This window comes from Halovalidus salilacus (assembly GCF_031852275.1).
Taxonomy (GTDB): Archaea; Halobacteriota; Halobacteria; order Halobacteriales; family Natrialbaceae; genus Halovalidus; species Halovalidus salilacus.
Map to the genome: position 1 here is coordinate 980,593 of NZ_CP134700.1, position 22,730 is coordinate 1,003,322.

The window sequence follows — 22,730 nt, forward strand, 5'->3', positions numbered from 1 at the left end:
GAGTATTAGACACCCATGACACTCGAAATCCTGTCCGCATTCGCCGACATCGCACTGCAAGAAACCGTCGAAGAATCGCCGTTCCTCACCAACACGGGTGCGGCCGCGCTCGCAGTCGGTCTCTCTGCACTCGCCGCGGGGTACGCGGAGCGAGGTATCGGCGCCGCCGCCGTCGGTGCAATCGCCGAAGACGACGACATGTTCGTTCCGGGGATCGTTATGACTGTGCTTCCGGAAACGCTCGTCATCTTCGCGATCGTCGCCATTTTCCTGGTCTAATCGACCATCCCCCTTACCAATGAGTTTGGACACAGTCGTTGAAGACATTCGAGACGAGGCCCGCGCGCGTGCGGAGGAAATCCGCGACGAGGGCGAAGCCCGCGCCGAGGAGATCGAATCGGCGGCCGAGGAGGACGCCGAGGAGACCATCGAGGCCGCGGAGCGCGAGGTCGATCGAGAGATCGAGCAGCTTCGCGAACAGCGTCTCTCCAGTGCCAAACTGGAGGCGAAACAACAGCGCCTGGAGGCCCGCCGCGACGTCCTCGGGGAAGTCCGCGAGGAGGTCGAGGACGAACTCGCCTCGCTCGAGGGTGACACCCGGGAGGAGCTGACCCGGGAGCTGCTCGAGGCCGCGAGCGTCGAGTTCGACGAGGGAGACGACGTCAACGTCTACGGTCGATCCGACGACGAGGCGTTGATCGAGTCGATCCTCGAGGACGACGCGTACGGCGACTACGAGTACGCCGGCGAGCGCGACTGTCTCGGCGGCGTCGTCGTCGAGAGCGAGCAGTCGCGGGTCCGAGTCAACAACACGTTCGACTCGCTGCTCGAGGACGTCTGGGAGGACAACCTCCGAGAGATCAGCGACAAACTCTTCGAGCAATGAGCGCAGGAGCCTCGAATCCGGAGTACGTCAACGGCCGCGTTCGGTCGCGCCGAGCGAAGCTGTTCGACGACGAGGACTACCGCAAGCTGATCCGGATGGGGCCGAGCGAGATCGCGCGGTTCATGGAGGAGACGGAGTACGAACGCGAGATCAACGAACTCGGAACGCGCTTTTCGGGCGTCGACCTGATCGAGCACGCGCTCAACCGGAACCTCGCCAAGAACTTCCAGGACCTGCTGGACTGGGCCGACGGTCGACTCTACGACCGCATCGCCCGGTACCTCCGGAAGTTCGACGTCTGGAACGTCAAGACGATCATCCGCGGGATCTACACCGACACGCCCACCGAGGAGATCGAAGCCGACCTCATCCGCGCCGGCGAGATCGACGAGCGGACCCTCGAGCGCGCCCTCGAAGTCGATACGATCGAGGACGCCATCGAGGAACTCCGCCGGACGATCTTCTACGAGCCGCTCACCGACGCCTTCGAGGCGTACGAGGAGAGCGGAGTTCTCGTCCCGCTCGAGAACGCGCTCGACCGGGCGTTCTACGAGCGCCTGCTCGGCGACCTCCGAGGGCAGTACGGCGTCCCCCAGGAGGGGCCCGAGGCGCTGTACGCCGAGTTCCTGCAGGCCGAGATCGACTTCCGCAACGCGCGAAACGCGCTGCGACTCGCTCGAAGCGGCGCCGACCTCGACCCCGCGGAGTACTACATCGAGGGGGGCGTCCTCTTCGATCGCGGTGACCTCTCCCGACTGGTCGCCGATTACGACGAACTCGTCGACCACATCGCCGAGAACAGGCGGTACGGCGAGCGCCTCTCCGGCGCGCTGGCCAGGCTGCGCGACGCCGAGAGCCTCATCCAGTTCGAGCACGCCCTCGACGCGGCGCTGCTCGAGTACGCCGATCGGCTCTCGAGCATCTATCCGGTGTCGATATCGGCCGTGCTGTCGTACATCCTCGCGAAGGAGCGCGAGGTCGAGAACATTCGCGCGATCGCTCGCGGGCGCGAGGTCGGCCTCTCCGAGAACGAGATCGAAGAAGAACTGGTGGTCCTATGAGCCAGGAAATCGCAGTCGTCGGCAGCCAGGAGTTCACGACCGGCTTTCGGCTCGCGGGCGTTCGTCGATTCGAGAACGTTCCGGACGAGCAGAAAGGGACAGAGTTAGACGACGCCGTCACCAAGGTACTCGACGACGACGACGTCGGCATCGTCGTGATGCACGACGACGACCTCGAGTACCTCTCGCGGAACGTACGGCAGGACGTCGAAACGAGCGTCGAACCGGTCGTCGTCACCATCGGCTCCGGAACCGGCGGTGGCGGACTGCGCGACCAGATCAAGCGGGCGATCGGTATCGATCTGATGGACCAGGAGGAAGACAACGAGTGAACCCACAACTATGAGTCAGGCAGAACAAACCGAGACCGTCAGAGAAGACGGTGTCATCGAAAGCGTGAGCGGTCCGGTCGTGACCGCCACGGACCTCGACGCCCGGATGAACGACGTCGTCTACGTCGGCGACGAAGGGCTGATGGGCGAGGTCATCGAGATCGAAGGGAACCTGACCACGATTCAGGTGTACGAAGAGACCTCCGGCGTCAGCCCGGGCGAACCCGTCGAGAACACGGGCGAGCCCCTCGCGGTCGACCTCGGACCCGGAATGCTGGACTCCATCTACGACGGCGTCCAGCGTCCGCTGGACGAACTCGAGGAGAAGATGAACTCGGCGTTCCTCGACCGCGGGGTCGACGCGCCGGGGATCGACCTCGAGACGACGTGGGAGTTCACGCCCACGGTGTCGGAGGGCGACGCGGTCGAACCCGGCGACATCATCGGCGAGGTGCCCGAGACCGAGAGCATCACGCACAAGGTCATGGTACCGCCGGATTACGACGGCGGCGAGATCACCGCCATCGACGAGGGCGAGTTCACCGTCGACGAAGTCGTCGCGGAACTCGACTCCGGCGAGGAGATCACCATGCACCAGGAGTGGCCCGTCCGACGGGCCCGCCCCGCCGACGAGAAGCAGACGCCGACGATTCCCCTGGTGTCGGGCCAGCGGATCCTCGACGGCCTCTTCCCGATCGCCAAGGGCGGTACCGCGGCCATCCCGGGCCCGTTCGGCTCGGGCAAGACGGTCACGCAGCACCAACTCGCCAAGTGGGCCGACGCGGACATCGTCGTCTACGTCGGCTGCGGCGAGCGCGGCAACGAGATGACCGAGGTCATCGAGGACTTCCCGGAGCTGGAAGACCCCCAGACCGGGAAGCCGCTGATGTCCCGGACGTGCCTCATCGCGAACACCTCGAACATGCCCGTCGCCGCCCGCGAGTCCTGTATCTACACGGGAATCACGATCGCGGAGTACTTCCGCGACATGGGCTACGACGTCGCGCTCATGGCCGACTCCACCTCGCGGTGGGCGGAGGCCATGCGCGAGATCTCGAGCCGACTCGAGGAGATGCCCGGCGAGGAGGGTTACCCCGCCTACCTCGCGGCGTCGCTCTCGGAGTTCTACGAGCGCGCGGGTCTCTTCCAGAACATCAACGGCACGCAGGGGTCGGTCTCGGTCATCGGCGCGGTCTCCCCGCCCGGCGGGGACTTCTCCGAGCCGGTCACCCAGAACACGCTGCGCATCGTGAAGACGTTCTGGGCGCTCGACGCGGACCTCGCCGAACGCCGGCACTTCCCGTCGATCAACTGGAACGAGTCGTACTCGCTGTACCGCCAACAGTTAGACCCCTGGTTCCGCGAGAACGTCGCCGAGGACTGGCCGGAGGTTCGCCAGTGGGCGGTCGACGTGCTCGACGAGGAGGACGAACTGCAGGAGATCGTCCAGCTCGTCGGCAAGGACGCGCTGCCGGCGGACCAGCAGCTCACCCTCGAGGTGGCGCGCTACCTGCGCGAAGCCTGGCTCCAGCAGAACGCGTTCCACGACGTCGACACCTACTGCGACCCGAAGAAGACCTACCGGATGCTCCTGGCGATCAAGACGTTCAACGACGAGGCGTTCGAGGCGCTGGAGGCCGGCGTCCCGGTCGAGGAGATCGCCGACGTCGACGCCGCACCGCGGCTCAACCGGATGGGCACCGCAGACGAGTGGAACGAGTTCATCGACGAACTCGAGAGCGACCTCGAAGAACAGATTCGGAGTCTGTACTGAACCATGAAAGAGTACCAGACAATCACGGAAGTCAGCGGCCCGCTGGTGTTCGCCGAAGTCGACGAACCCGTCGGCTACGACGAGATCGTCGAGATCGAGACGCCGGCCGGCGAGACCCTGCGCGGGCAGGTGCTGGAATCGAGCGAAGGGATCGTCTCGATCCAGGTGTTCGAGGGAACGGGCGGTATCGACCGCAACGCCTCCGTCCGATTCCTGGGCGAGACGATGAAGATGCCCGTCACCGAGGACCTGCTCGGACGCGTCCTCGACGGCTCCGGCAGACCGATCGACGGCGGCCCGGACATCGTCCCCGAGGAGCGACGGGACATCGTCGGCGAGGCGATCAACCCTTACTCCCGGGAGTACCCCGAGGAGTTCATCCAGACCGGCGTGTCGGCCATCGACGGCATGAACACGCTGGTCCGCGGCCAGAAGCTGCCGATCTTCTCCGGCTCCGGCCTGCCCCACAACGAACTGGCGCTGCAGATCGCGCGCCAGGCGACCGTGCCGGAGGAGGCCGACGATGAGGGCGACGAGGGTTCGGAGTTCGCGGTCATCTTCGGCGCGATGGGCATCACCCAGGAGGAGGCCAACGAGTTCATGCAGGACTTCGAACGCACGGGTGCACTCGAGCGCTCGGTCGTCTTCATGAACCTCGCGGACGACCCCGCGGTCGAGCGGACGGTCACGCCGCGGCTCGCGCTGACCACGGCCGAATACCTGGCCTTCGACAAGGGCTACCACGTGCTCGTCATCCTCACCGACATCACGAACTACTGCGAGGCGCTCCGCGAGATCGGGGCGGCGCGCGAGGAGGTTCCGGGTCGACGCGGCTACCCCGGGTACATGTACACCGACCTGGCCCAGCTCTACGAGCGGGCGGGTCGAATCAAGGGTCGCGAGGGGTCGGTCACCCAGATTCCGATCCTCACGATGCCCGGCGACGACGACACCCACCCGATCCCCGACCTGACGGGGTACATCACGGAGGGGCAGATCGTGATGGACCGCAGCCTGAACAGCGAGGGGATCGAGCCGCCGATCAACGTCCTGCCCAGCCTGTCGCGGCTGATGGACGACGGGATCGGCGAGGGCCTCACCCGCGCCGACCACGCCGACGTCTCCGACCAGATGTACGCCGCCTACGCGGAGGGTGAGGACCTGCGCGACCTCGTGAACATCGTCGGCCGCGAAGCGCTCAGCGAGCGAGACAACAAGTTCCTCGACTTCGCCGACCGCTTCGAGCAGGAGTTCGTCCAGCAGGGCTACGAGACCAACCGGACGATCGAGGAGACCCTCGAGATCGGCTGGGACCTGCTCTCGATGCTGCCCAAGGACGCACTCAACCGCATCGACGAGGAGTTCATCGAGGAGCACTACCGCGAAGAGGAACCGGAAGCCGTCGCTGCCGACTGATCGGCGCGAAAACCGCTTCTCGGGCCGTCGCTTTTTCGCTTCGCGCTGTTTCGTTCTCGTACGACCCCGATCCAGCGGTGCGAACGACGGCGGTGAAGGGTGGAAACGCGGATCGGGTGACGTCGATCGGTCGAAACGCGGATCGAGTGGGGTCGATCGGTCGAACACAGATCGCGTAGGGTCGATCGACCCAGTCGCCCGAACCGTCGCGGACGGCCTCACCGACGATCCGGATCGCGTCGCTCGTCCTCGCGGCGATCTCGGTCGTCGTCGAAGACGGAGTACTCCGTCTCCGTCCCCGTCGACCGCCCGTCCTCGCTCAAGCGGTCCTGCCGGTCCGAAGCCCGATCAGGGCTCGGACTCGAGCGAGTGGGCGAATCGGAACCGTCTATCCCGCCGCGTTCCTTGGTGATGCGTTCGGCGGTCTCACGGTCGGTGATCTCCGGATTCGCCGTTTCCTCGCGAATCGACGCCCAGAGGGCGAGCGGGACAACCAGGGCGATCACGAAGATGATGAGAAGCAGCGCGGCTTCAGACATGGGTTCGCCCTCGCGCGCACGGCACAAAGGTTTTATCGACTGACAGCAATCGCGAGATATGAAAGACGGCGAAACCGGCTGTCCGAAATGCGGCGGAACCGAGACGGAGATCGACAAGATTTCGACGACCGGAACTGGGCTCTCGAAGATGTTCGACATCCAGAACCGGCGATTCATGGTGGTTAGTTGCACGGACTGCGGCTACTCGGAACTGTACAAGGGCCAGTCGTCCGGGGACATGGTCGACCTCTTCCTCGGGTAGCCCGGGTTCGCCTCCTCCCGCGGGTTCGCGATCACCGAAATCCACTTAGTGACAGTCGTTGTCATTAGGTACGCATGCACAAACCACTGCTCGTGACGGAGTTTCTAGACCGCGCGAGGACGCACTACGGGGAGGAGGAAGCCGTCGTCGCGACGACCGGCGAGCGGTTCACGTACGACGAACTGGGCGAGCGCGCCGACCGGTTCTCGGCGGCGCTGCAGGAGCGGGGCGTCGAGAAGGGCGACCGGGTGGCGGTCCTCGATCCGAACACGCACTACCACCTCGAGGCCGCCTACGGGATCATGCAGGTCGGCGGGATTCACACGCCGCTGAACTATCGGCTGACGCCCGACGACTTCGAGTACATCCTGTCGGACGCGGGCGTGAAGGCCATCTACGCCGACTACGACTACGCGGAGAAGATCGAGGCGATTCGGGACGAGGTGCCGACGGAGACGTTCATCACGAACGATCCGGACGCGGTGGACGGTGACTGGGAGTCGTTCGACGCTGTCCTCGAGGACGCCGGCGCGGAGTACGACCGCCCCGAGATGAGCGAGGACGAAATCATCACGATCAACTACACCTCGGGGACCACCGGCGATCCGAAAGGCGTCTGTCGGACCCACCGCTGCGAGACGATCCACGCCTACCTGATCACGGCCCACCAGGAGATCAGAGACGACGACGTCTACCTGTGGACGCTGCCGATGTTCCACGCCAACGGCTGGGGCCACATCTTCGCGATCACGGGAATCGGGGCGAAACACGTCTGTACGCGCGGGATCGACGCCGGGGAGATCTTCGAGACGGTTCGCGAGGAGGACGTCTCCTACATGTGCGGCGCGCCGACGGTGTTGAACATGCTGGTCAATTACTACCGCGAGCACGATCCCGAGACGACGGGCGACCGGGACGTCCGGCTGGCGACCGCCGGCAGCGCCCCGCCGGAGGCGACGATCCGCACGGTCGAGGAGGACTTCGGCTGGTACCTGAAACACGTCTACGGCGCGACCGAGACCGGGCCGCTGATCACCACCTCCGACGCGCGACGGACGTTCGACGACGACAGCAGCGACCGCTTCGCGATCAAGAAGCGCCAGGGCCTCTCGTACCTCGGCACCGAGATCCGCGTCGTCGACGAGGACGGCCGGGACGTCCCGCGGGACGACGAGACCCTCGGCGAGGTCGTCGTCCGGGGCAACCAGATCATGGAGAAGTACTGGAACAAGCCCGAGGCGACCGAGGAGGCCTTCAACGACCGCGTCGAGGGCTACTACCACACCGGCGACCTCGCGACGGTCGACGAGCACGGCATGATCTCGATCCAGGACCGCAAGAAGGACATCATCATCTCCGGCGGCGAGAACATCTCGAGCATCGAACTCGAGGACGCCCTCTTCGACCACCCGGAAGTGGCCGACGTGGCCGTGATCCCGGCGCCGAGCGACGAGTGGGGCGAGACTCCGAAGGCGTTCGTCGTCCCGACCAGCGGCGACCCGGACGATCCGGGGGTGACCGCGGGCGACCTCGAGGCGTTCACGCGGGAGAACCTCGCGGGCTACAAGACCGTCCGCCGGGTCGAGTTCGTCGAGGAGTTGCCCACGACGGCGACCGGCAAGGTCCAGAAGTACGAGCTTCGACAGGAGGAGTGGGAGGACGAAGAGCGGATGGTCGGGCAGGGGTGAGGCGACCGGGGGGAACCACCTCCACGGAAACTGTAAACAGTTATCCGCCTGGGACCGCTACACCCGCCTAAGATGGCCAAGGACGTCAAGCCCACCCGCAAGAACTTGATGGCGATCGAGGATCGCATCGAGCTCTCCGAGCGGGGCCACGGCACCCTCGAGAAGAAACGTGACGGGCTGATCATGGAGTTCATGGACATCCTGGACAAGGCCCAGGACGTCCGCGGCGACCTCGCCGACGACTACGAGGAAGCCCAGAAGAAGATCAACATGGCCCGGGCGATGGAAGGCGACGTCGCGGTCCGCGGCGCGGCGGCGGCGCTGCAGGAACACCCCGAGATCACCACCGAGTCGAAGAACATCATGGGGGTCGTCGTCCCGCAGATCGAGTCCTCGCGCGTCTCGAAGCGCCTCGACCAGCGCGGCTACGGGATCATGGGCACCTCCGCGCGCATCGACGAGGTCGCCGAAGCCTACGAGGACCTGCTCGAGAGCATCATCCTCGCGGCGGAGGTCGAGACGGCGATGAAGAAGATGCTCCGCGAGATCGAGACCACCAAGCGGCGGGTCAACGCGCTCGAGTTCAAGCTCCTGCCGGACCTCTACGAGAGCCAGGAGTACATCGAGCAGAAACTCGAGGAGCAAGAACGCGAGGAGATCTTCCGCCTGAAGAAGATCAAGGAGAAGAAAGAGCAGGAGGAAAAGGAGGCCCGCCAGGCCGAAGCGGCGGCCGAGGAGGCCGAAGAAGCCGAGATGGAGCAGGCGACCGCGGGTGGGCTGCCCGGCGGCGACTGAGTTCGGTCGCCGCGACTCGCACTCGATCGCCGATTTCACGAACCGATTCCGAGCCGATCCCCATTCGAGTCCGATTCCTTCAGTCACCACGGATCAACCCGATGACACGCTCGTGCCCGGCCTGCGGCGCCGATACCGTCGCGTTTCCCGTCGATGAAGCGTACCGAGAGTTGATTCCCGCGGCGGCGAATTCGAGCGCGGATTCTGCGGCTGACGCCACCGCCGACGGCTCCGTTGCCGCGATCTGCACCCGCTGTCTCACCGTCTCGATTCCGAGCGCGGACGGCGGGCGAGATGCCGATACCGATACCGATACCGATACCGATACCGAATCCGTGGCGGTCGATCCCGACTTCTCCCGCGTGAGCGACGCCTTCCCGACCCGCCTCGAGCGCGCCGCGCCGCTCGCGTTGGCGATCGGGCTGTGCTCCTCGCTCGCGACGAACCGGTCGGCGATCGAGCGGCTGTTGACGGACGTCGAGCGGGCGGGGGCGGACCCGCTGCTCGTCCTCGACCGGCTGGCGGCCGACCCGGGGATCGAGTCGGCGATCGACCTCGAGCGGCGGGTGCACCAGCTCGAGCAGCTGTCGTACTGACGACCTTCGGAGCGACGTGCGGCTCGTCGGGCGATCTCTCGTCGGTCCGTCCGTCGAACTGACGGCGGAGAGAGTACGCGAGGACCGAGACGATGGGGGACGGCGAGTCGACGTTCTCAGGGGGCTATCGAGCCGTCGGCTTCACGTTGTCGCTGAGCGCCTGCTTGACCTGGAGGGCGGCGCTGGCGGCGAGGCCGCGGGCGACCTCGTCGCGGTCGGCGGCGGCGATGATCTCGGAGTCCACCTCGACCCCGTCGCCCGGTTCGTCGGCCTCGAGGTCGGGCGTGAAGCCGGCGCTGACGGGGTGGCCGATCGGGGGGCGAACGGCGACGGTGACCTGCGGGCCGGAGACGCCGTGGCTCACCTCGGCATCGACGGCGTACTCGTCGGGGAGCAGTTCCCGGGTGCGGGCGGCGATTCGCGAGACGTCGCGGTGGAGGGTTCGCTTCTGACCCCTCGAGAGGTCGGGGACGTCCGCCGCGGCGCGTTGACCAGCCTGCGTTACTCCGGGGAGTCCTGCGTACGGCGTGTTTCCGTTCATGAGAAGTGGTTGTCTCCCATAAGGGGGCAAGAAGGTAAAAGAATTCGCCTCCGTCGAACCGCCGCGGCTCACACGATCGGCGTACTCTCGCCGTACACCGCGAGGACGACCGCCGTGGTGTAGGTCCCCGACTCCGCTCGGGCGGTCTCGACGCAGACGTTCGGCTCGTGAAAGGTCCAGTCGCGAAGCTCCTGGCCGGCCTCGAGCCCCTCGAGGACCCGGTTCTCGACGTCCTCTCCGTCCGTTTCGCCGGCGACCTCGTAGAAGAGGCCGGGGCCCTCCTCGGACCGGGCCCACGCGAGGGCGGCGCTGACGCGGGCCGGGCCGGCGGCCGTGGCCCGGGCCTCGACGACGGTGAGGCGCTCGCCGGCGGGGCCGAGGTCGGGCGCGGTGCCGACGGCCTCGACGTCGACGTCCGCGGGGATCACCGAGGAGACGGTCACGAGGTTGTAGTTCTCGACGCCCGCCTCGGCGAGGGCCGCGTCGTAGGAGGCCATCGCAGTGGGTGCCGTCGCCGTCCCCCAGACGACTCGAATCGTGCTCATATCGGTCGGTCGGGGGCCGAGGGCGTAAGGAGTTGCGATCCGCGCTCGAACGTTCACTCGACCGAACCGCGAAACGGGTGTCGGCTTCGAAGACCGCGCCGGCTAGCGGTAGAAGTAGTTCGCCGACGCGACGATCTCGCTCGAGTCGCCGTCTTCGATCTTCCGACGGGCCTGTTCGAAGTCCTCGTGGGTGATCCGGTCGCGCTCGTCGCGGATGGCGTACATGCCGGCCTCCGTGGCGAGGCTCTCGATCTCGGCGCCGGAGTAGCCCTCGGTCTCGTCGGCGAGTTCGGCGAAGTCGACCGTGTCGGCGACGTTCATGCCGCGGGTGTGGATCTCTAAGATCTGCTCGCGGCCGTCGCGGTCCGGTTCGGGGACCTCGATGAGGCGGTCGAAGCGGCCGGGGCGGAGGATGGCCCGGTCGAGCATGTCGAACCTGTTGGTGGCGGCGATGATGCGGATGTTTCCGCGGGCCTCGAAGCCGTCCATCTCGGAGAGCAACTGCATCATCGTCCGCTGGACCTCGGCGTCGCCCGACGTTTTGGACTCGGTGCGGGTGCTCGCGATGGCGTCGATCTCGTCGATGAAGATGATGGCCGGTTCGCGCTCGCGGGCCATCTCGAAGAGGTCGCGGACGAGCCGCGAGCCCTCGCCGATGAACTTGCGGACGAGTTCGGAGCCGGCCATCTTGATGAACGTGGCGTCGGTCTCGTTGGCGACCGCTTTGGCGAGCATCGTCTTGCCCGTCCCCGGCGGACCGTAGAGCAGGACGCCCGACGGCGGCTCGATGCCCACCTCGTCGAACAGTTCCGGCTGGGTGAGGGGCTGTTCGACGGCCTCGCGGACCTCGCGGATCTGCTCGTCGATGCCGCCGATGTCCTCGTAGCTGACCGCCGGACTCTCGGTGATCTCCATCGACTGGGCGCGGGCGTCGGTTTCCGCGTTCAACACCGTCTGGATCGCGAAGGAGTCGTTGACGGCGACCCGGTCGCCCGCGTTCACCTCGTCGGCGAGTTGCGGGGAGACCTCGGTGAGGACCTCCTGGTTGTTTCCGTGCTGCTTGACGACGACCTCGCCGTCGTCCACCACGTCCTCGACGGTCGCGATGTACAGCGAGGAGCTCTTGAGCGTCTCGTTCTCGCGTTCGACGCGGTCGACTTCCTCGCGGAGGCGCTCCCTGCGGTCGCGCGCGGTCTCGAGTTGATTCGAGAGCTGTTCGTTGACCTCGACGAGGTCTTCGAAGTGCCCGCGGAGCGCCTCGAGCCGTTCGTCGTCGGGGAGATCGGGATCGATCTCGCGGTGGGGTCTGTCTGGGAGGGACGGGCTTCGAGACATCCTGACGGGCGTGGATAAGTCGCCCACGATAAATGTGCCTTTGGGTCGCGGTCGCATTTCGGGGCCGGTCATCCGCCGGACGGGAGGCGAACGCGTCGGCACGCCGTCACTCGAGCAGCGCCTCGAACTCCTCGAGTCGCTCGCCGTAGGTCGCGAGCGCCCGCTCGATCGGCGCCGAGGAACCCATGTCGACGCCGGCGATCCGCAGGAGGTCGAGCGGGTACTCGCGGGAGCCCCGGCGGAGGAACGCGAGGTAATCCGCGGCGGCGTCCTCGCCTTCCTCGAGGACGCGGTCGACGATGGCGAGCGCCGCCGAAATCCCGGTCGCGTACTGGTAGACGTAGAACGCGCGGTAGAAGTGGGGGATGCGCATCCACTCGCGGGCGATGCGGTCGTCGACGACGGCGGGTTCGTAGTACTCCTGCTTGAGCCCGCGGTAGAGATCGTCGAGGCGGTCGGCGGTGAGCGGTTCGCCCTCCTCCTCGAGTCGGTGAGCCTCGTGTTCGAACTCGGCGAACAGGGTCTGGCGGTAGAGGGTCGAGCGCACGCGCTCTAAGAACTCGTTCAGGACGTGACGACGGAACGCCTCGTCCTCGACGGTCTCGAGCAGGTGGTTCGTGAGCAGGGCCTCGTTCACGGTGCTCGCGACCTCGGCGACGAAGATCTCGTAGCCCGAGTAGACGTAGGGCTGTTCCTCCTTCGTCAGTTCGGAGTGCATCGAGTGGCCGAGTTCGTGGGCCAGGGTGTACATCGAGGCGATGTCGTCCTGGTAGTTCATCAGGATGAACGGCTGGGTGTCGTAGGTGCCGCCCGAGTACGCGCCGGCCTGCTTCCCCTCGTTCTCGTAGACGTCGACCCAGCGCGACTCGAGGCCCTCCGCGACCCGGGACTGGTACTCCTCCCCGAGCGGGGCCAGCGAGTCGACGACGTACTCGGTCGCCTCGTCGTACTCGACGTCCGGCCCCTCGCCGCCGGTCAGGGGCATGTAGACGTCCCACATCCGCAGTTCGTCGACGCCGAGCGCCTCGCGCTTGAGGTCGGCGTGGCGGTGGAGCTTCTCGAGTTCGTCGTGGACCGTCTCGACGAGCGTGTCGTAGACCGAGACGGGGACGTTCGGACCGTCGAGGGCGGCCTCGCGGGCGGTGTCGTAGTCGCGCGCCCGGGCCATCTTCACGTCGGCCTTGACGCTGTTCTTGTAGGAGGCGGCGACGGTGTTTCGCACGTCCTCCCACTCGTCGAAGTAGGCCTCGTAGACCCGCTGTCGGAAGTCGCGGTCGGAGCGCTTGAGCAGGTTGACGAAGTTGCTCTGGGTGATCTCGACCGCCTCGCCGTCAGGATCTTCGACGGTCGGGAACGCCATGTCGGCGTTCGAGAGCATGTTGTAGACTTCGCCGGTCGCGCCCGTGACCTCGCTCAGGTCCGCCAGCAGGGCCTCGACCTCCGCCGAGCGCGTGTGGGGTTTCATCCGCAGCACGTCGTCGACGTAGTGGTCGTACGTCTCGAGGTCCGGCTCCTCCTCCACCATCGCCTCGAACTCCTCGACCGTCAGCTCCTGGAGTTCGGGTTCGATGAACGAGGCCGTCGAACTCGCGTCGGCGGCCAGCGACTGGGCCCGGGCGGTCACCGCCTGGTACTCCTGGTTCGTGGTGTCCTCGTCCCGGCGCATCCGGGCGTAGGCGAAGACCGTCGACACCTCGCGCATGATCGAATCCCGGAGTTCGAGCACCGACAGCAGCGTTTCGGCGTCGTCGATCGTCTGTCCCTCGTAGGTCGCGAGGTCCTCGAGGCGCTCTGCGACCGCGTCGTAGGCCTCCTGCCAGTCGTCGTCGCTCGCGTAGATGCTCTCGAGGTCCCACGTGTATTCCTCGTCGACCTCCGAGCGGTCGGGAACGGAACTCATGGAGCGGCCTACGGAGCGAACCTGGTAAAACGTACCGAAGAGCGCTCCCGTACGTCGGGTGACGGCTTTTCCCCCTCGAGGTGGTACGATCCGGGGAGGGACCACCACGTGACGGAGCATTCGAACTCGGACCCGGACCGCGTCGAGACCGACGACGCTACGAGTACCGACACCCCCGCCGACGTCGGCAACCGCGCGGGCGACGACGGAGGAGAGATCGACGTCCACCCGCACCTCGAGCGCGCCGTCGGCCGGGCGTGGCTCGACGACCGCCCGCGGGAGGCGCTGACGCGATTGACCGAACTGCCCGATCGCATGGGGGGTTCGCCGGGGGAACGACGGGCCGCCGAGATCGTCCGCGAGGAGTTCGAAGCGGCGGGGCTCGAGGACGTCGAACTCGAGACGTTTCCGATGCAGTACTGGGAGCGGGGTCGGACCGAGTTCGCCGTCGTCGACCCCGTCGAGCGGTCGTTCGAGGCGATCGCGTTACCGTACTCTCCGCCCGGCGACCTCGAGGGACCGCTCGTCGACGTGGGGTACGGCACGCCGGCGGAGATCGAAGCGGCGAGCGAGCAACGGGGACTCGACGGGGCGATCGCCGTCTCGAGCACGACGACGCCGCCCGATCGTCGCTTCGTCCACCGCATGGAGAAGTTCGGGCTGGCGGCCGCCGCTGGCGCGAAGGCGTTCGTCTTCGCGAACCACGTCCCGGGGCAACTCCCGCCGACGGGAGCGCTCACGTTCGACCGCGAGGCGGCGATCCCGGGGGTCGGCGTCAGCGCCGAGACGGGCGACTGGCTGACCGACTACGCCGACCGCGGGGGCCGGGCGCGCCTGCGCGTCGAAGCGACGACTGAGGAGGGCTCGAGTCAGAACGTCACCGGGACGCTGGGGCCGGAGTCGGACGAGGGGGTCGTCCTCCTGGCCCACTACGACGCCCACGACGTCGCCGAAGGCGCGCTCGACAACGGCTGCGGCATCGCGACCGTGGTCGGGGCGGGCCGATTCCTCGCCGCGGTCGAGGACGACCTCGAGCGCCGGGTGCGGGTCGCCGGCGTCGGCTGCGAGGAGATCGGTCTGTTGGGCGCCGAGGCGCTCGCGAAGTCGTTGGACCTCGAGTCGGTCCGCGCGGTCGTCAACGTCGACGGGGCCGGCCGCTTCCGGAACCTGCGGGCGTTCTCGCACGCCTCGGAGTCGCTCGCGGACCTCGCAGAGCGCGTGACGGACGCCGTGGGTCACCCGGTGAGTCACGAGCGGGACCCGCACCCGTTCAGCGACCACTGGCCGTTCCTCCGTGCGGGCGTCCCCGCCCTCCAGCTCCACAGCGAACCGCCGCAGGGCGCCGAGCGGGGTCGCGGCTGGGGTCACACCGCCGCCGACACGCGCGACAAGGCCGATTCCCGGATCCTCCGGGAACACGCCATCCTGACGGCGCTGCTCGTCCGAGAACTCGCGTGCGGCGACGGGGCGATCCCGCGGCTCGAGGAAGCGGACCTCCGCGAGGCGCTCGAGGAGCAGGCGTACGAACCCGGAATGCGCGCGGCGGACATCTGGCCGACCGAGTGGGCGTGACGGCGGCGAGCGGCGCCCGAACGGCGGGGATACGCGCCCGTCACCGCCGCAACTCGGCGCTCACGGCGGCTCGAACGGCCCGCGAGAGGCCGAGGACGACGAGGAAACTCCCCGCTACGACGACGCCGGCGACCAGCATCACGCCCAGGCCGACCGCCGGGGGCGCCGAGAACGAGAGCAGCGGCGCGGCCAGCCGGTAGCCGAAGCCCATCACGAGGATTCCGGCGGCGACGCGGAGCGACGCCCCCCAGTACGCACCGTACTCCTCGGGAGACAGTTCCATGGAGCGACGTGTGATCCCGGACCGTAAAAGCGCTCGCACCCGGGCCGGCCGAGGCGATGAACTCGGCCGTCACCGAACCGCTGTCACCCAATCGTCACCGAACGCGGTCCCGAAGCTGTCGGGCGACCCGCGCGCCGGTTCGACGCTCGAGGCGCCGTCGGTCGAACGCTTCGCGCGCGCTCGCGGCCGCGTCGGCGTCGACCGAAAACTCGAGGCCGGGGTACTCGACGCGCGTGAGGACCAGCGGTTCGGGTGGCGCGGGGGCGACGCCCTCGTGACCCGGCAGGGGTTCCGGCGAGAGGACGCGGTCGACCTTCCCGAGGGGTTCCTCGCCGGCGCCGACCCCGCGGGCGAGCGAGACGAGTCGGCGGACGAGTTCGCGGGGGAAGCCGCCCGCCGAGACAGTGACGACGAGGTAGTCGCCGTCCCGGGTCGCCTCGAGCGTCGGCGAGCGCTCGGTGTTCCGGTCGTCGGGCGTGAGGTTGTGGAAGTCGTGGGGGCCGGAGAGCGCCTCGAGGGCGGCCCGAACGCGGTCGTCGTCGACGGGCCGATCGACCGCGCCGTCGACGGGCACCGGTTCGTCGGACCCGTCCGAGGGGGGCGCGTGGAGGTGGTACGCGTACGTTCGCCGACTCGCGTGATGGGTCGCGTGAAAGTCCGCCGGCGCGTCGGCCGCCGCCCACGCCCGGACGTCCGGCGAGAGCCTCGAGTCGAGCGCCCGCGGGGTGAGCCAGTCGGGCGCTTCGAAAGCGATCGTCTGGGCGAGGGCGGAGACCCCGGCGTCGGTGCGCCCGGCGGCGGCGTATCCCTCGGGCTTGTCACCTCGCCCCTCCGGATCGTCCGCGGAGGCGAGGACGTCGAGGTCCCGGAGGGCGTCGAAGATCGCGTCCTCGACGGTCGGCACGTCGGGCTGGCGCTGGAAGCCGTAGTAGCCGGTTCCGTCGTAGGCGATCCGAAACGCGCGCATCGGTTCGACCCAGGGTGGCCAGTCCGTTATACTCGTCGTTGCTTCGTCCCGTTCTGGCGCTCGCTCCCACTCGCTCGAACGACCGTCTCCGCGTGCGACTCCGCCGAGAGACCGAAACCCACGGGTCGGCGCGCGGAGAGAGAAAAACCGGCAGTAGCGCGAGCGGACTCGAGGCGGGAGACGCCGCGCCCGGAGTCGCGCGTTCGTCCGGAAGGGCTCAGTCGTCGTCCGTCCGAAGCGCCTCGACGGTGATCCCGCCCTCGGCGGTGACGGTAACCAGACAGCCCGTGTACTCGAACGTGACGGTGCCGCCGGTTCGAAGCCCGTCGGCGCGCGGCTCGAACAGGCGCTCGAGCGCGTCGGCGTTGATCGTGTAGTGCAACGGCTCGAGGTCGACCACGTCGATGCCGCGGTAGGTCGCGACGGCGTCGGCGATCGCGACGCTCAGCGGTTCGTCGTCGAGTCGATCGAACTGGACGGTGTACTGGCCATCCGCCGCGGTCGAATCCTGTGTTGTTGCATCTGTCATGGTGGTTGATACCCCCCAGAGTCGGGAAGACATCCTCGTCTTCGCGGTATCCAGTAAAGAGGGTGGTTGTTAACCGTATAACCTCCCTGGAATCGGGTGGGTTAAACAGTTAACTGTATCCGGTGGTAACACCGCGTCCGAACAGCGACTCGAACAGCTTTCGCTCGGCCGAGCGGACGTGTTTGTGGAACGCCGGCGGGGAGATGTCGAGGGAGTCGGCGATCGCCTCGCCGGTCGTCCGCCGGGGCCACTCGAAGAAGCCGGCGTGGTAGGCCGTGCGGACCACCTCGTGCTGGCGGTCGGTCAGCGCCTCGAACAACGGGTTTCGGCCGGCGCGCCCGTAGACGTCCGTATCGCCGGTCGACTCCTCGCGCCGGGCCACCATCGACGCCTTCACGCCCGATCGGTTGATCCCCGAGAGGAGTTCGCGAGCCGCGACCACCTCGGGAATCGCGACGGTCGCTCGCGTCACGCCCTCGTCGACCGACAGGTCGCGCAGCACGCCGCCGTTGTCGTGGATCGCCGCCCCCAGGAACCGCTCGGTCAGGAGCAGCTGGACCAGCGACTCCTCCTCGCCCTCGGCGATGATCGAGGCGTCCGCGACGCCGTCGCACGCGAGCGACTCCGCGTCCGCCTCCGACAGGGACGTCTCGAGGGCGACGAACGCGATGGTCGAGCCGTCGTCCTGCGGGATGGCCCCCTCGAGGGTCACGCGCGCGTCGAACCGGGAGGCGAGGCGCTCGAACGCCGACTCCTCCTCGAGTTCGAGGTCGAGTTCGGTGACCGTCCCGCCGAGCAGCGACCGGCGGCGCCTGACGGCGTCGATCGTGTACGCGATCGTTTCGCCGAGTTCGGCGAGCGTCGAACGGACGGTCTCGTCGAAGGCGTCGGGTCGTTCGCCGTAGACGGTGAGCACACCGTAGACGAAGTCGTCGTAGACGAGCGGGACGGAGAAGGCCGACTGGAAGTTCCGCGAGAGGGCCTCGAGTCGCCAGGAGCCGTCCCGGAGCTCGCCGGCGACGTTGCCGACGTAGGTCGGCCGACGGGTTCGGGTCGCCCGTCCCGACGGTTCCGCCGCGGAATCGTCGACGGTGGTGATCGTCACGGCCTCGAGGTATCCCCGCCCGAGCCCCGCGGTCGCTCGCGGCTCGACGTGGGTTCCCCCGGGATCCGGTTCGCCGATCCAGGCGAACGAGCACTCCTCGAGGTCGGCGATCCGCTCGCAGACGCCGGCTTCGATCTCCTCGCGGGTGTCCGACAGCAAGAGCAGTTCCTCGATCCCCTCCCTGATCGCGCCCGCGCGGTTGAGCCGCTCGAGGCGCTCGTTCTGGCGCTCGAGGTCGCGCTCGCGCTCGTGGAGGCGGCGGGTGTGGCCGATCCGATCGAGCGCGGTTTCGGCGGTGGCGGCGAGCAGTTGCGCCAGTTCGAACGTCTGCTCGTCGAAGGCGCCGATCTCCGGCGAGGCGGCGACGAAGACGCCGTGTTCGCCCAGGGGGACGAACAGGCCGCTCCGCGAGATCGGCTCCGCGGTGTAGACGTCGGGATCCTCCCGGACGTCGTCGTGGGCGACGGGCGTCCCGGAGACGAACGTCCGCCAGGTGATGGAGCTGTTCGGGCCGTGGCTCGGCGGCGGGCTGATCGCCGGATCGAGCGACCGGTCGTAGGCCGCCGGGACGAGTTCGTTTCGGTGCTCGTCGAACCGGTAGACGATGCTCTCGAGGTCGAGGACGCTCGAGGCGACGTCGACGATGTACTCGGCGGCCTCCCGCTTCGAGTCGACGGTCAGCAGGTGGCGCGTCGCCTCGTGGAGCGCGTTCAGCGTCTCCTCGTACTGGACCCGCTCGGTGACGTCGATCGCGACGCCGATGACGCGCTCGACGTCGCCGTCGACGTCCGATCCGTCCCCGGTCCCGTCGGCGTCGGGTTCGCCTCCGTCGCCTCCGTCTCCGGTGACCGGGTTGAGCCAGGCCTCGAAGGTCCGGTCGCCCACGCGCCTGCGAGTGTGGACCGACTCGCCCTCGAGCGCCCGCTTCGCCTCGGCGCGAACGAGGGGGTAGTCCTCGAGCACGTCGAAGAACGATTCGCCGGTGACGTCGGCCGGATCGATCGTCGACGACTCGATGGCCGGCCCCTCCGAGAGGACGATCGTTCCCTCGTCGTCGAGCGTGAAGAGGACGAGCGGCACGTGCTCGACGAGCGTCTCGAGGCGCTCGGTTCGCTCGGCGAGTTCGCGCTCGCGTTCGACGCGCTCGGTGACGTCGCGGAAGTAGACCGACACGCCGGTCTCGGAGGGGTAGATCCGCGCCTCGATCCACGCGTCCGACGGGCCGTAGTAGTCTTCGATCGTCCGCACCTCCTGTTCCCTGACCGCCTCGACCGTCGCCTCGTCGAACGACGATCCGGAGAGTTCGGGGTACACGTCGAGGAACCGTCGGCCGAGCAACTCCGACCGATCGGCCCGGAGGATCGACTCCGCGCGGTCGTTGACGTACGTGAAGCGCATGTCCGCGTCGAGGGCCAGGAACGCGTCGGTCACCCGGTCGAACGTCTCGCGCAACTCCCGTTCGACGACGCGGTAGTCGGTGACGTCCCTGGCGGCCACGACGATCCCGTCGATCGGCTCCTCGAGGCGGTTCGTGACGACCGCCTCGTGGATGCGCTCCGCACCGTCGGCGTACCGGCAGCGGTACTCGCAGGTGGCCGTCGCCCCGGGACCGCCCTCGTGGGCGGCCTCGACCGCCTCGAGGTACTCGTCGACGTCGTCGGGGTGGACCACCTCGCTGGCCGGGACGTCCCGGAGTCCGTCGGGATCGTAGCCGGCGATCCGTTCGACGGCCGGGCTCGCGTACACCAGGCGGTGATCCTCGTCGAGTACGAGGAGGGTGTCGGTGGCGTGGCGGAGCAGCGAGCGGTACCACGTCTCCCGTCGCTCGCTCGCGCGTTCGGATTCCTCCCGCTCGAGGATCCCGTCGATCCGGTGGGCGAGGTACGCCGGAGTCGGTTCCGACACCGCGCTCCGCGGGACGACCGTCGCCGCGCCCCGCTCGAGCGCCCGCGTCAGGTCCGCCTCGCCGCCGTCTTCCGCCTCGTCGTCGAAGACGTAGACGACGGGTACCCCCGATCCGGCGGATGAGCGCTCGGCCGGTCTGCGCGCGTCCGGCGAGCGGTCCGGTGGCCCGCCGGCGTCCGATTCGGCGTTCGGCGAGTCACCGTCTCCGCGCCGACTCCCGCGCACGGCCGAGAGGACGTCCGGATCGTCCGTCAGCACGCAGTCGGCAGACTCGAGTGCGTCCCCGTCGACGTCGACCGACGTCTCCCCGTCGGCAGCGTACTCGAACTCGAGGGGGGGGGGGCGTCGCCGCGACCGAGAAGTCCGCGGCGTCGATCGCCGCCACCTCGCCCGTCCAGTTCGAGGTACCGACGACGAGGACGTCGACCCGCCTCGGCGGTGATCGCTCGAGACTGTGTTTCATACCGGATCTGGTCGTCGATGAAACAAAAACCCAGCGCCGGTCGCGGGTGAGGACAGTCACGGGGGGTGACGAAGCGGGGCGAAGGACGCGCGGCGGAACGCGATGGCCGGCGAACGGTTCCGGTGATGAACGACGAACGCCGAACTACCGTCGGAGGATCAGTTTGAGCACGTCCTCGTCCTCGAGCACGTGCTGGTCGCCGACCTGCTGTTCGTCGTGGGTCGCGCTCGGGCCCGAGACGCGGGCGAAGCGGAATCGCTCTTCGAAATCGCCCCCGAGCTTCTCGATGGCTTCTTCGATGGTCGAGCCGCGTTCGAGGATCAGCGGCTCCTCGTAGTCGACCCCCCGGCCCGGCTTGTCCATGTAGACCCGGATGAGGTCCAGGTTCTCCCACATCCGATCCTTGAGCGCCTCGAGCCCCTTCTCCTCCTCGGCGCTGATGAACGTCACCTCCTCGGGGTCGAGGCCGCGCTCGCGGAGTTGCTCGTCGACCGTCTTCTTGTACTCGGGGTCGATGAGATCGACCTTGTTGACGCACGTGATCGAGGGGATGTACTCCCGGTTGTCCATCAGGCCGTCGATGAGGCGGTCGATGTCGACCATCTCGCCCAGGTTGACGTCGGCGTTGACGAACCCCTGGTCGCGCACCACCTCCTTGATCGTCTCCTCGTCCAGGTCCTGCTCGACGGTCGAGGTGACCTTGATCCCGTCTTTGATCTTCGGGCGGACGGTCACCCGCGGCGGCTCCTGGTCGACGCGGATGTTGATGTCGTAGAGCTCCTTGCGGAGGCGATCGTACTGTTCGATCTCGAAGACCGAGAGGACGTACGCGATCAGGTCGGCGTTTCGGACCACCGAGAGCACCTGCTTTCCGTCGCCCTTCCCGATCGCCGCCCCCTCGATCAGCCCCGGGACGTCGAGGATCTGGAGGTTCGCTCCCCGGTGTTTACACATCCCGGGGTTGACGTCGAGCGTCGTGAACTCGTAGGAGCCCGTCTCGCTCTCGGCGTTGGTCAGGGAGTTGAGCAACGAGGACTTACCGACGCTCGGAAAGCCGACCAGCGCCACCGTCGCGTCGCCGGTCTTCTCGACGGCGTAGCCGGTGCCGCCGCCGGCGGAGGACTGGTTCTCGAGTTTCTCCTTCTTCTCGGCGAGCTTCGACTTCAACCGGCCGATGTGCGCCTCCGTCGACTTGTTGTAGGGCGTGTTGGCGATCTCCTCCTCGATTGCTTCGATCTCCTCCTCGAGCCCCATTTATCGGTGGTAAACCGCTCGCCGCGAAAAACCCTTTCCATACTCCGCCGGTTCCCCCGGGTGACGCTGCGGTTCGGAGGCCCGTGCGCGGTTCGACGGTGGGACCGACTCGAGGTGTGTAACGGGTTCGAGGCGCGAGCCGCCTACTCGTCGTCCACGTACGCCTCGCGTTCCCGCCTCGCCTCCTCGTCGGTCATCGGTCGCACGTCGACGATCCGTCCGTCGATCACCTCCCCGTCGCCCAGCACCGAATCGAGTCGCTCGCCGGGCACGTGGTAAGTGTGCCGGGTGGTCGTCGTACTCGACGACGCTCGTCACCGCGTAGACGTCCGCCCGCGGCTCGAGGTCGCCCTCGACGTGTTCGTACGTGTACTCGATGCCGTCCGTTTCCCTGACGCCGGTGTGGTGGTCGCTCATCGGTCGCGTGTCCCTCCGTCGTCCGCCCGGTACGGTCCGTTCACAATTAACGTCTACCCCCGCTCCGCGCCCTCTCGAACGAGACCCCGTCGACCCGGCGTCCGAGCCGCCTTCGGACGGGCTCCGCACTGTTCACGTCATCGCGATTACCGATACCAATCGGACTTCGACGCATATAAACGCTGGGCGAGTGAAGCCGTTCGTATACGATGACGAACGCCTCCCGGCTGCGCGACAGCACCCAGATCGTCCTCCCCTGGGAGGCCATCGACGGCCTCGAGTCGCGGCTGAACGAGGAGTTCGTCGTCACCATCTTCGACGAGAGCGAGGAGTACTGCCGGATCATCGGCAGCCCCGTCGAGATCAAAGAGGTCAGCGAGTTCCTCGCGCGCCAGGGCGTCCGCGTGCAGTGAGCGCCGTCGATTCCGCTCGAGTTCGATTTTCGGAACGCGCTTCGAGTCGTCGACCGAGCGGACGGTCGCCCGTTGACCGTCCGCTCGGAGGGTCCATCGGCTCGTCGAATCGGATCCGGGGTTCGTAGCGGAGTCGTTCGCGGGACTGGGAG

The 22,730-nt window shown here is 67.6% G+C and carries 23 protein-coding genes; 12 read left to right on the top strand and 11 right to left on the bottom strand.

Features of this window, described 5'->3' with window-relative positions; genetic code table 11:
* Positions 1 to 15 precede the first annotated feature (15 nt).
* From RJT68_RS04745 to RJT68_RS04770, 6 genes are read left to right on the top strand one after another with little or no spacing between them, the layout of a single operon-like run.
* Positions 16 to 279 (top strand): hypothetical protein, encoded by a 264-nt coding sequence (locus RJT68_RS04745; protein ID WP_407039227.1) that lies wholly within the window; start codon positions 16 to 18, stop codon positions 277 to 279.
* A gap of 19 nt (positions 280 to 298) precedes the next feature.
* Positions 299 to 886, top strand: coding sequence for a V-type ATP synthase subunit E (locus tag RJT68_RS04750; protein WP_407039228.1), 588 nt, complete (start codon positions 299 to 301; stop codon positions 884 to 886).
* Positions 883 to 1,947: a V-type ATP synthase subunit C gene (locus RJT68_RS04755; protein WP_407039229.1), complete on the top strand. Its 1,065-nt coding sequence runs from the start codon at positions 883 to 885 to the stop codon at positions 1,945 to 1,947. The genes RJT68_RS04750 and RJT68_RS04755 overlap by 4 nt, the downstream gene beginning before the upstream one ends.
* Entirely contained in the window at positions 1,944 to 2,279 is a 336-nt protein-coding gene (locus RJT68_RS04760; RefSeq protein ID WP_407039230.1) for a V-type ATP synthase subunit F, read from the top strand. Before RJT68_RS04755 ends, RJT68_RS04760 begins: the two co-directional genes overlap by 4 nt.
* Before the next feature lie 10 nt (positions 2,280 to 2,289).
* Complete coding sequence (locus RJT68_RS04765) at positions 2,290 to 4,053, top strand: ATP synthase subunit A (RefSeq protein WP_407039231.1); 1,764 nt, start codon at positions 2,290 to 2,292, stop codon at positions 4,051 to 4,053.
* A gap of 3 nt (positions 4,054 to 4,056) precedes the next feature.
* Positions 4,057 to 5,469, top strand: coding sequence for an ATP synthase subunit B (locus tag RJT68_RS04770; protein ID WP_407039232.1), 1,413 nt, complete (start codon positions 4,057 to 4,059; stop codon positions 5,467 to 5,469).
* A gap of 218 nt (positions 5,470 to 5,687) precedes the next feature.
* Here RJT68_RS04770 and RJT68_RS04775 read toward each other — a convergent pair whose 3' ends face one another.
* On the bottom strand, positions 5,688 to 6,008 hold the full coding sequence (locus tag RJT68_RS04775) for a hypothetical protein (RefSeq protein WP_407039233.1): 321 nt from the start codon (positions 6,006 to 6,008) through the stop codon (positions 5,688 to 5,690).
* A gap of 58 nt (positions 6,009 to 6,066) precedes the next feature.
* On the opposite strand from RJT68_RS04775, the gene RJT68_RS04780 reads away from it, so the two are divergent.
* The 4 genes from RJT68_RS04780 (at position 6,067) to RJT68_RS04795 (ending at position 9,349) form a co-directional block, all read left to right on the top strand.
* Positions 6,067 to 6,270 carry a zinc ribbon domain-containing protein gene (locus RJT68_RS04780; RefSeq protein ID WP_407039234.1) on the top strand — a complete coding sequence of 68 codons (204 nt, stop codon included), beginning with the start codon at positions 6,067 to 6,069 and terminating at the stop codon, positions 6,268 to 6,270.
* A 74-nt stretch (positions 6,271 to 6,344) separates the two neighbouring features.
* Positions 6,345 to 7,958: a long-chain-fatty-acid--CoA ligase gene (locus tag RJT68_RS04785; RefSeq protein ID WP_407039235.1), complete on the top strand. Its 1,614-nt coding sequence runs from the start codon at positions 6,345 to 6,347 to the stop codon at positions 7,956 to 7,958.
* A gap of 72 nt (positions 7,959 to 8,030) precedes the next feature.
* A complete protein-coding gene (locus tag RJT68_RS04790) occupies positions 8,031 to 8,753 on the top strand; it encodes a V-type ATP synthase subunit D (RefSeq protein WP_407039236.1) in 723 nt (240 codons plus the stop codon).
* Positions 8,754 to 8,854: 101 nt separating this feature from the next.
* Positions 8,855 to 9,349: a DUF6276 family protein gene (locus RJT68_RS04795; RefSeq protein WP_407039237.1), complete on the top strand. Its 495-nt coding sequence runs from the start codon at positions 8,855 to 8,857 to the stop codon at positions 9,347 to 9,349.
* A gap of 124 nt (positions 9,350 to 9,473) precedes the next feature.
* Here RJT68_RS04795 and RJT68_RS04800 read toward each other — a convergent pair whose 3' ends face one another.
* The 4 genes from RJT68_RS04800 to pepF form a co-directional block, all read right to left on the bottom strand.
* On the bottom strand, positions 9,474 to 9,890 hold the full coding sequence (locus RJT68_RS04800) for a DUF5811 family protein (protein ID WP_407039238.1): 417 nt from the start codon (positions 9,888 to 9,890) through the stop codon (positions 9,474 to 9,476).
* Between the two features lie 68 nt (positions 9,891 to 9,958).
* Positions 9,959 to 10,435, bottom strand: coding sequence for a pyruvoyl-dependent arginine decarboxylase (locus RJT68_RS04805; RefSeq protein WP_407039239.1), 477 nt, complete (start codon positions 10,433 to 10,435; stop codon positions 9,959 to 9,961).
* A gap of 102 nt (positions 10,436 to 10,537) precedes the next feature.
* Complete coding sequence (pan2, locus tag RJT68_RS04810) at positions 10,538 to 11,770, bottom strand: proteasome-activating nucleotidase Pan2 (RefSeq protein WP_407039240.1); 1,233 nt, start codon at positions 11,768 to 11,770, stop codon at positions 10,538 to 10,540.
* Positions 11,771 to 11,876: 106 nt separating this feature from the next.
* A complete protein-coding gene (pepF, locus tag RJT68_RS04815; RefSeq protein ID WP_407039241.1) occupies positions 11,877 to 13,670 on the bottom strand; it encodes an oligoendopeptidase F in 1,794 nt (597 codons plus the stop codon).
* Between the two features lie 216 nt (positions 13,671 to 13,886).
* Here pepF and RJT68_RS04820 point away from each other — a divergent pair, with 216 nt between their 5' ends.
* The gene (locus tag RJT68_RS04820; RefSeq protein ID WP_407040323.1) at positions 13,887 to 15,242 is read left to right on the top strand and encodes a M28 family peptidase; all 1,356 of its coding nucleotides are present in this window, start codon (positions 13,887 to 13,889) and stop codon (positions 15,240 to 15,242) included.
* A gap of 40 nt (positions 15,243 to 15,282) precedes the next feature.
* Here RJT68_RS04820 and RJT68_RS04825 read toward each other — a convergent pair whose 3' ends face one another.
* The 6 genes from RJT68_RS04825 to RJT68_RS04850 form a co-directional block, all read right to left on the bottom strand.
* Positions 15,283 to 15,525 carry a hypothetical protein gene (locus RJT68_RS04825; protein ID WP_407039242.1) on the bottom strand — a complete coding sequence of 81 codons (243 nt, stop codon included), beginning with the start codon at positions 15,523 to 15,525 and terminating at the stop codon, positions 15,283 to 15,285.
* A 94-nt stretch (positions 15,526 to 15,619) separates the two neighbouring features.
* Positions 15,620 to 16,492 (bottom strand): tRNA pseudouridine(38-40) synthase TruA, encoded by an 873-nt coding sequence (gene truA / locus RJT68_RS04830; RefSeq protein ID WP_407039243.1) that lies wholly within the window; start codon positions 16,490 to 16,492, stop codon positions 15,620 to 15,622.
* 217 nt (positions 16,493 to 16,709) lie between these two features.
* Entirely contained in the window at positions 16,710 to 17,021 is a 312-nt protein-coding gene (locus tag RJT68_RS04835; protein ID WP_407039244.1) for a HalOD1 output domain-containing protein, read from the bottom strand.
* Positions 17,022 to 17,130: 109 nt separating this feature from the next.
* Positions 17,131 to 20,289, bottom strand: coding sequence for a PAS domain S-box protein (locus RJT68_RS04840; protein ID WP_407039245.1), 3,159 nt, complete (start codon positions 20,287 to 20,289; stop codon positions 17,131 to 17,133).
* Between the two features lie 349 nt (positions 20,290 to 20,638).
* The gene (locus RJT68_RS04845; RefSeq protein WP_407039246.1) at positions 20,639 to 21,748 is read right to left on the bottom strand and encodes an OBG GTPase family GTP-binding protein; all 1,110 of its coding nucleotides are present in this window, start codon (positions 21,746 to 21,748) and stop codon (positions 20,639 to 20,641) included.
* Between the two features lie 143 nt (positions 21,749 to 21,891).
* Complete coding sequence (locus RJT68_RS04850) at positions 21,892 to 22,020, bottom strand: hypothetical protein (protein WP_407039247.1); 129 nt, start codon at positions 22,018 to 22,020, stop codon at positions 21,892 to 21,894.
* A gap of 354 nt (positions 22,021 to 22,374) precedes the next feature.
* On the opposite strand from RJT68_RS04850, the gene RJT68_RS04855 reads away from it, so the two are divergent.
* Positions 22,375 to 22,578, top strand: coding sequence for a VNG_1110C family protein (locus RJT68_RS04855; RefSeq protein ID WP_407039248.1), 204 nt, complete (start codon positions 22,375 to 22,377; stop codon positions 22,576 to 22,578).
* Positions 22,579 to 22,730 lie beyond the last annotated feature (152 nt).

What these genes read in the sequence shown, in the direction of transcription:
- RJT68_RS04745 (WP_407039227.1), top strand. Translation starts at nt 16, where the DNA reads ATGACACTCGAAATCCTGTCCGCATTCGCCGACATCGCACTGCAAGAA.
- RJT68_RS04750 (WP_407039228.1), top strand. Translation starts at nt 299, where the DNA reads ATGAGTTTGGACACAGTCGTTGAAGACATTCGAGACGAGGCCCGCGCG.
- RJT68_RS04755 (WP_407039229.1), top strand. Translation starts at nt 883, where the DNA reads ATGAGCGCAGGAGCCTCGAATCCGGAGTACGTCAACGGCCGCGTTCGG.
- RJT68_RS04760 (WP_407039230.1), top strand. Translation starts at nt 1,944, where the DNA reads ATGAGCCAGGAAATCGCAGTCGTCGGCAGCCAGGAGTTCACGACCGGC.
- RJT68_RS04765 (WP_407039231.1), top strand. Translation starts at nt 2,290, where the DNA reads ATGAGTCAGGCAGAACAAACCGAGACCGTCAGAGAAGACGGTGTCATC.
- RJT68_RS04770 (WP_407039232.1), top strand. Translation starts at nt 4,057, where the DNA reads ATGAAAGAGTACCAGACAATCACGGAAGTCAGCGGCCCGCTGGTGTTC.
- RJT68_RS04775 (WP_407039233.1), bottom strand. Translation starts at nt 6,008, where the DNA reads ATGTCTGAAGCCGCGCTGCTTCTCATCATCTTCGTGATCGCCCTGGTT.
- RJT68_RS04780 (WP_407039234.1), top strand. Translation starts at nt 6,067, where the DNA reads ATGAAAGACGGCGAAACCGGCTGTCCGAAATGCGGCGGAACCGAGACG.
- RJT68_RS04785 (WP_407039235.1), top strand. Translation starts at nt 6,345, where the DNA reads ATGCACAAACCACTGCTCGTGACGGAGTTTCTAGACCGCGCGAGGACG.
- RJT68_RS04790 (WP_407039236.1), top strand. Translation starts at nt 8,031, where the DNA reads ATGGCCAAGGACGTCAAGCCCACCCGCAAGAACTTGATGGCGATCGAG.
- RJT68_RS04795 (WP_407039237.1), top strand. Translation starts at nt 8,855, where the DNA reads ATGACACGCTCGTGCCCGGCCTGCGGCGCCGATACCGTCGCGTTTCCC.
- RJT68_RS04800 (WP_407039238.1), bottom strand. Translation starts at nt 9,890, where the DNA reads ATGAACGGAAACACGCCGTACGCAGGACTCCCCGGAGTAACGCAGGCT.
- RJT68_RS04805 (WP_407039239.1), bottom strand. Translation starts at nt 10,435, where the DNA reads ATGAGCACGATTCGAGTCGTCTGGGGGACGGCGACGGCACCCACTGCG.
- pan2 (WP_407039240.1), bottom strand. Translation starts at nt 11,770, where the DNA reads ATGTCTCGAAGCCCGTCCCTCCCAGACAGACCCCACCGCGAGATCGAT.
- pepF (WP_407039241.1), bottom strand. Translation starts at nt 13,670, where the DNA reads ATGAGTTCCGTTCCCGACCGCTCGGAGGTCGACGAGGAATACACGTGG.
- RJT68_RS04825 (WP_407039242.1), bottom strand. Translation starts at nt 15,525, where the DNA reads ATGGAACTGTCTCCCGAGGAGTACGGTGCGTACTGGGGGGCGTCGCTC.
- truA (WP_407039243.1), bottom strand. Translation starts at nt 16,492, where the DNA reads ATGCGCGCGTTTCGGATCGCCTACGACGGAACCGGCTACTACGGCTTC.
- RJT68_RS04835 (WP_407039244.1), bottom strand. Translation starts at nt 17,021, where the DNA reads ATGACAGATGCAACAACACAGGATTCGACCGCGGCGGATGGCCAGTAC.
- RJT68_RS04845 (WP_407039246.1), bottom strand. Translation starts at nt 21,748, where the DNA reads ATGGGGCTCGAGGAGGAGATCGAAGCAATCGAGGAGGAGATCGCCAAC.
- RJT68_RS04855 (WP_407039248.1), top strand. Translation starts at nt 22,375, where the DNA reads ATGACGAACGCCTCCCGGCTGCGCGACAGCACCCAGATCGTCCTCCCC.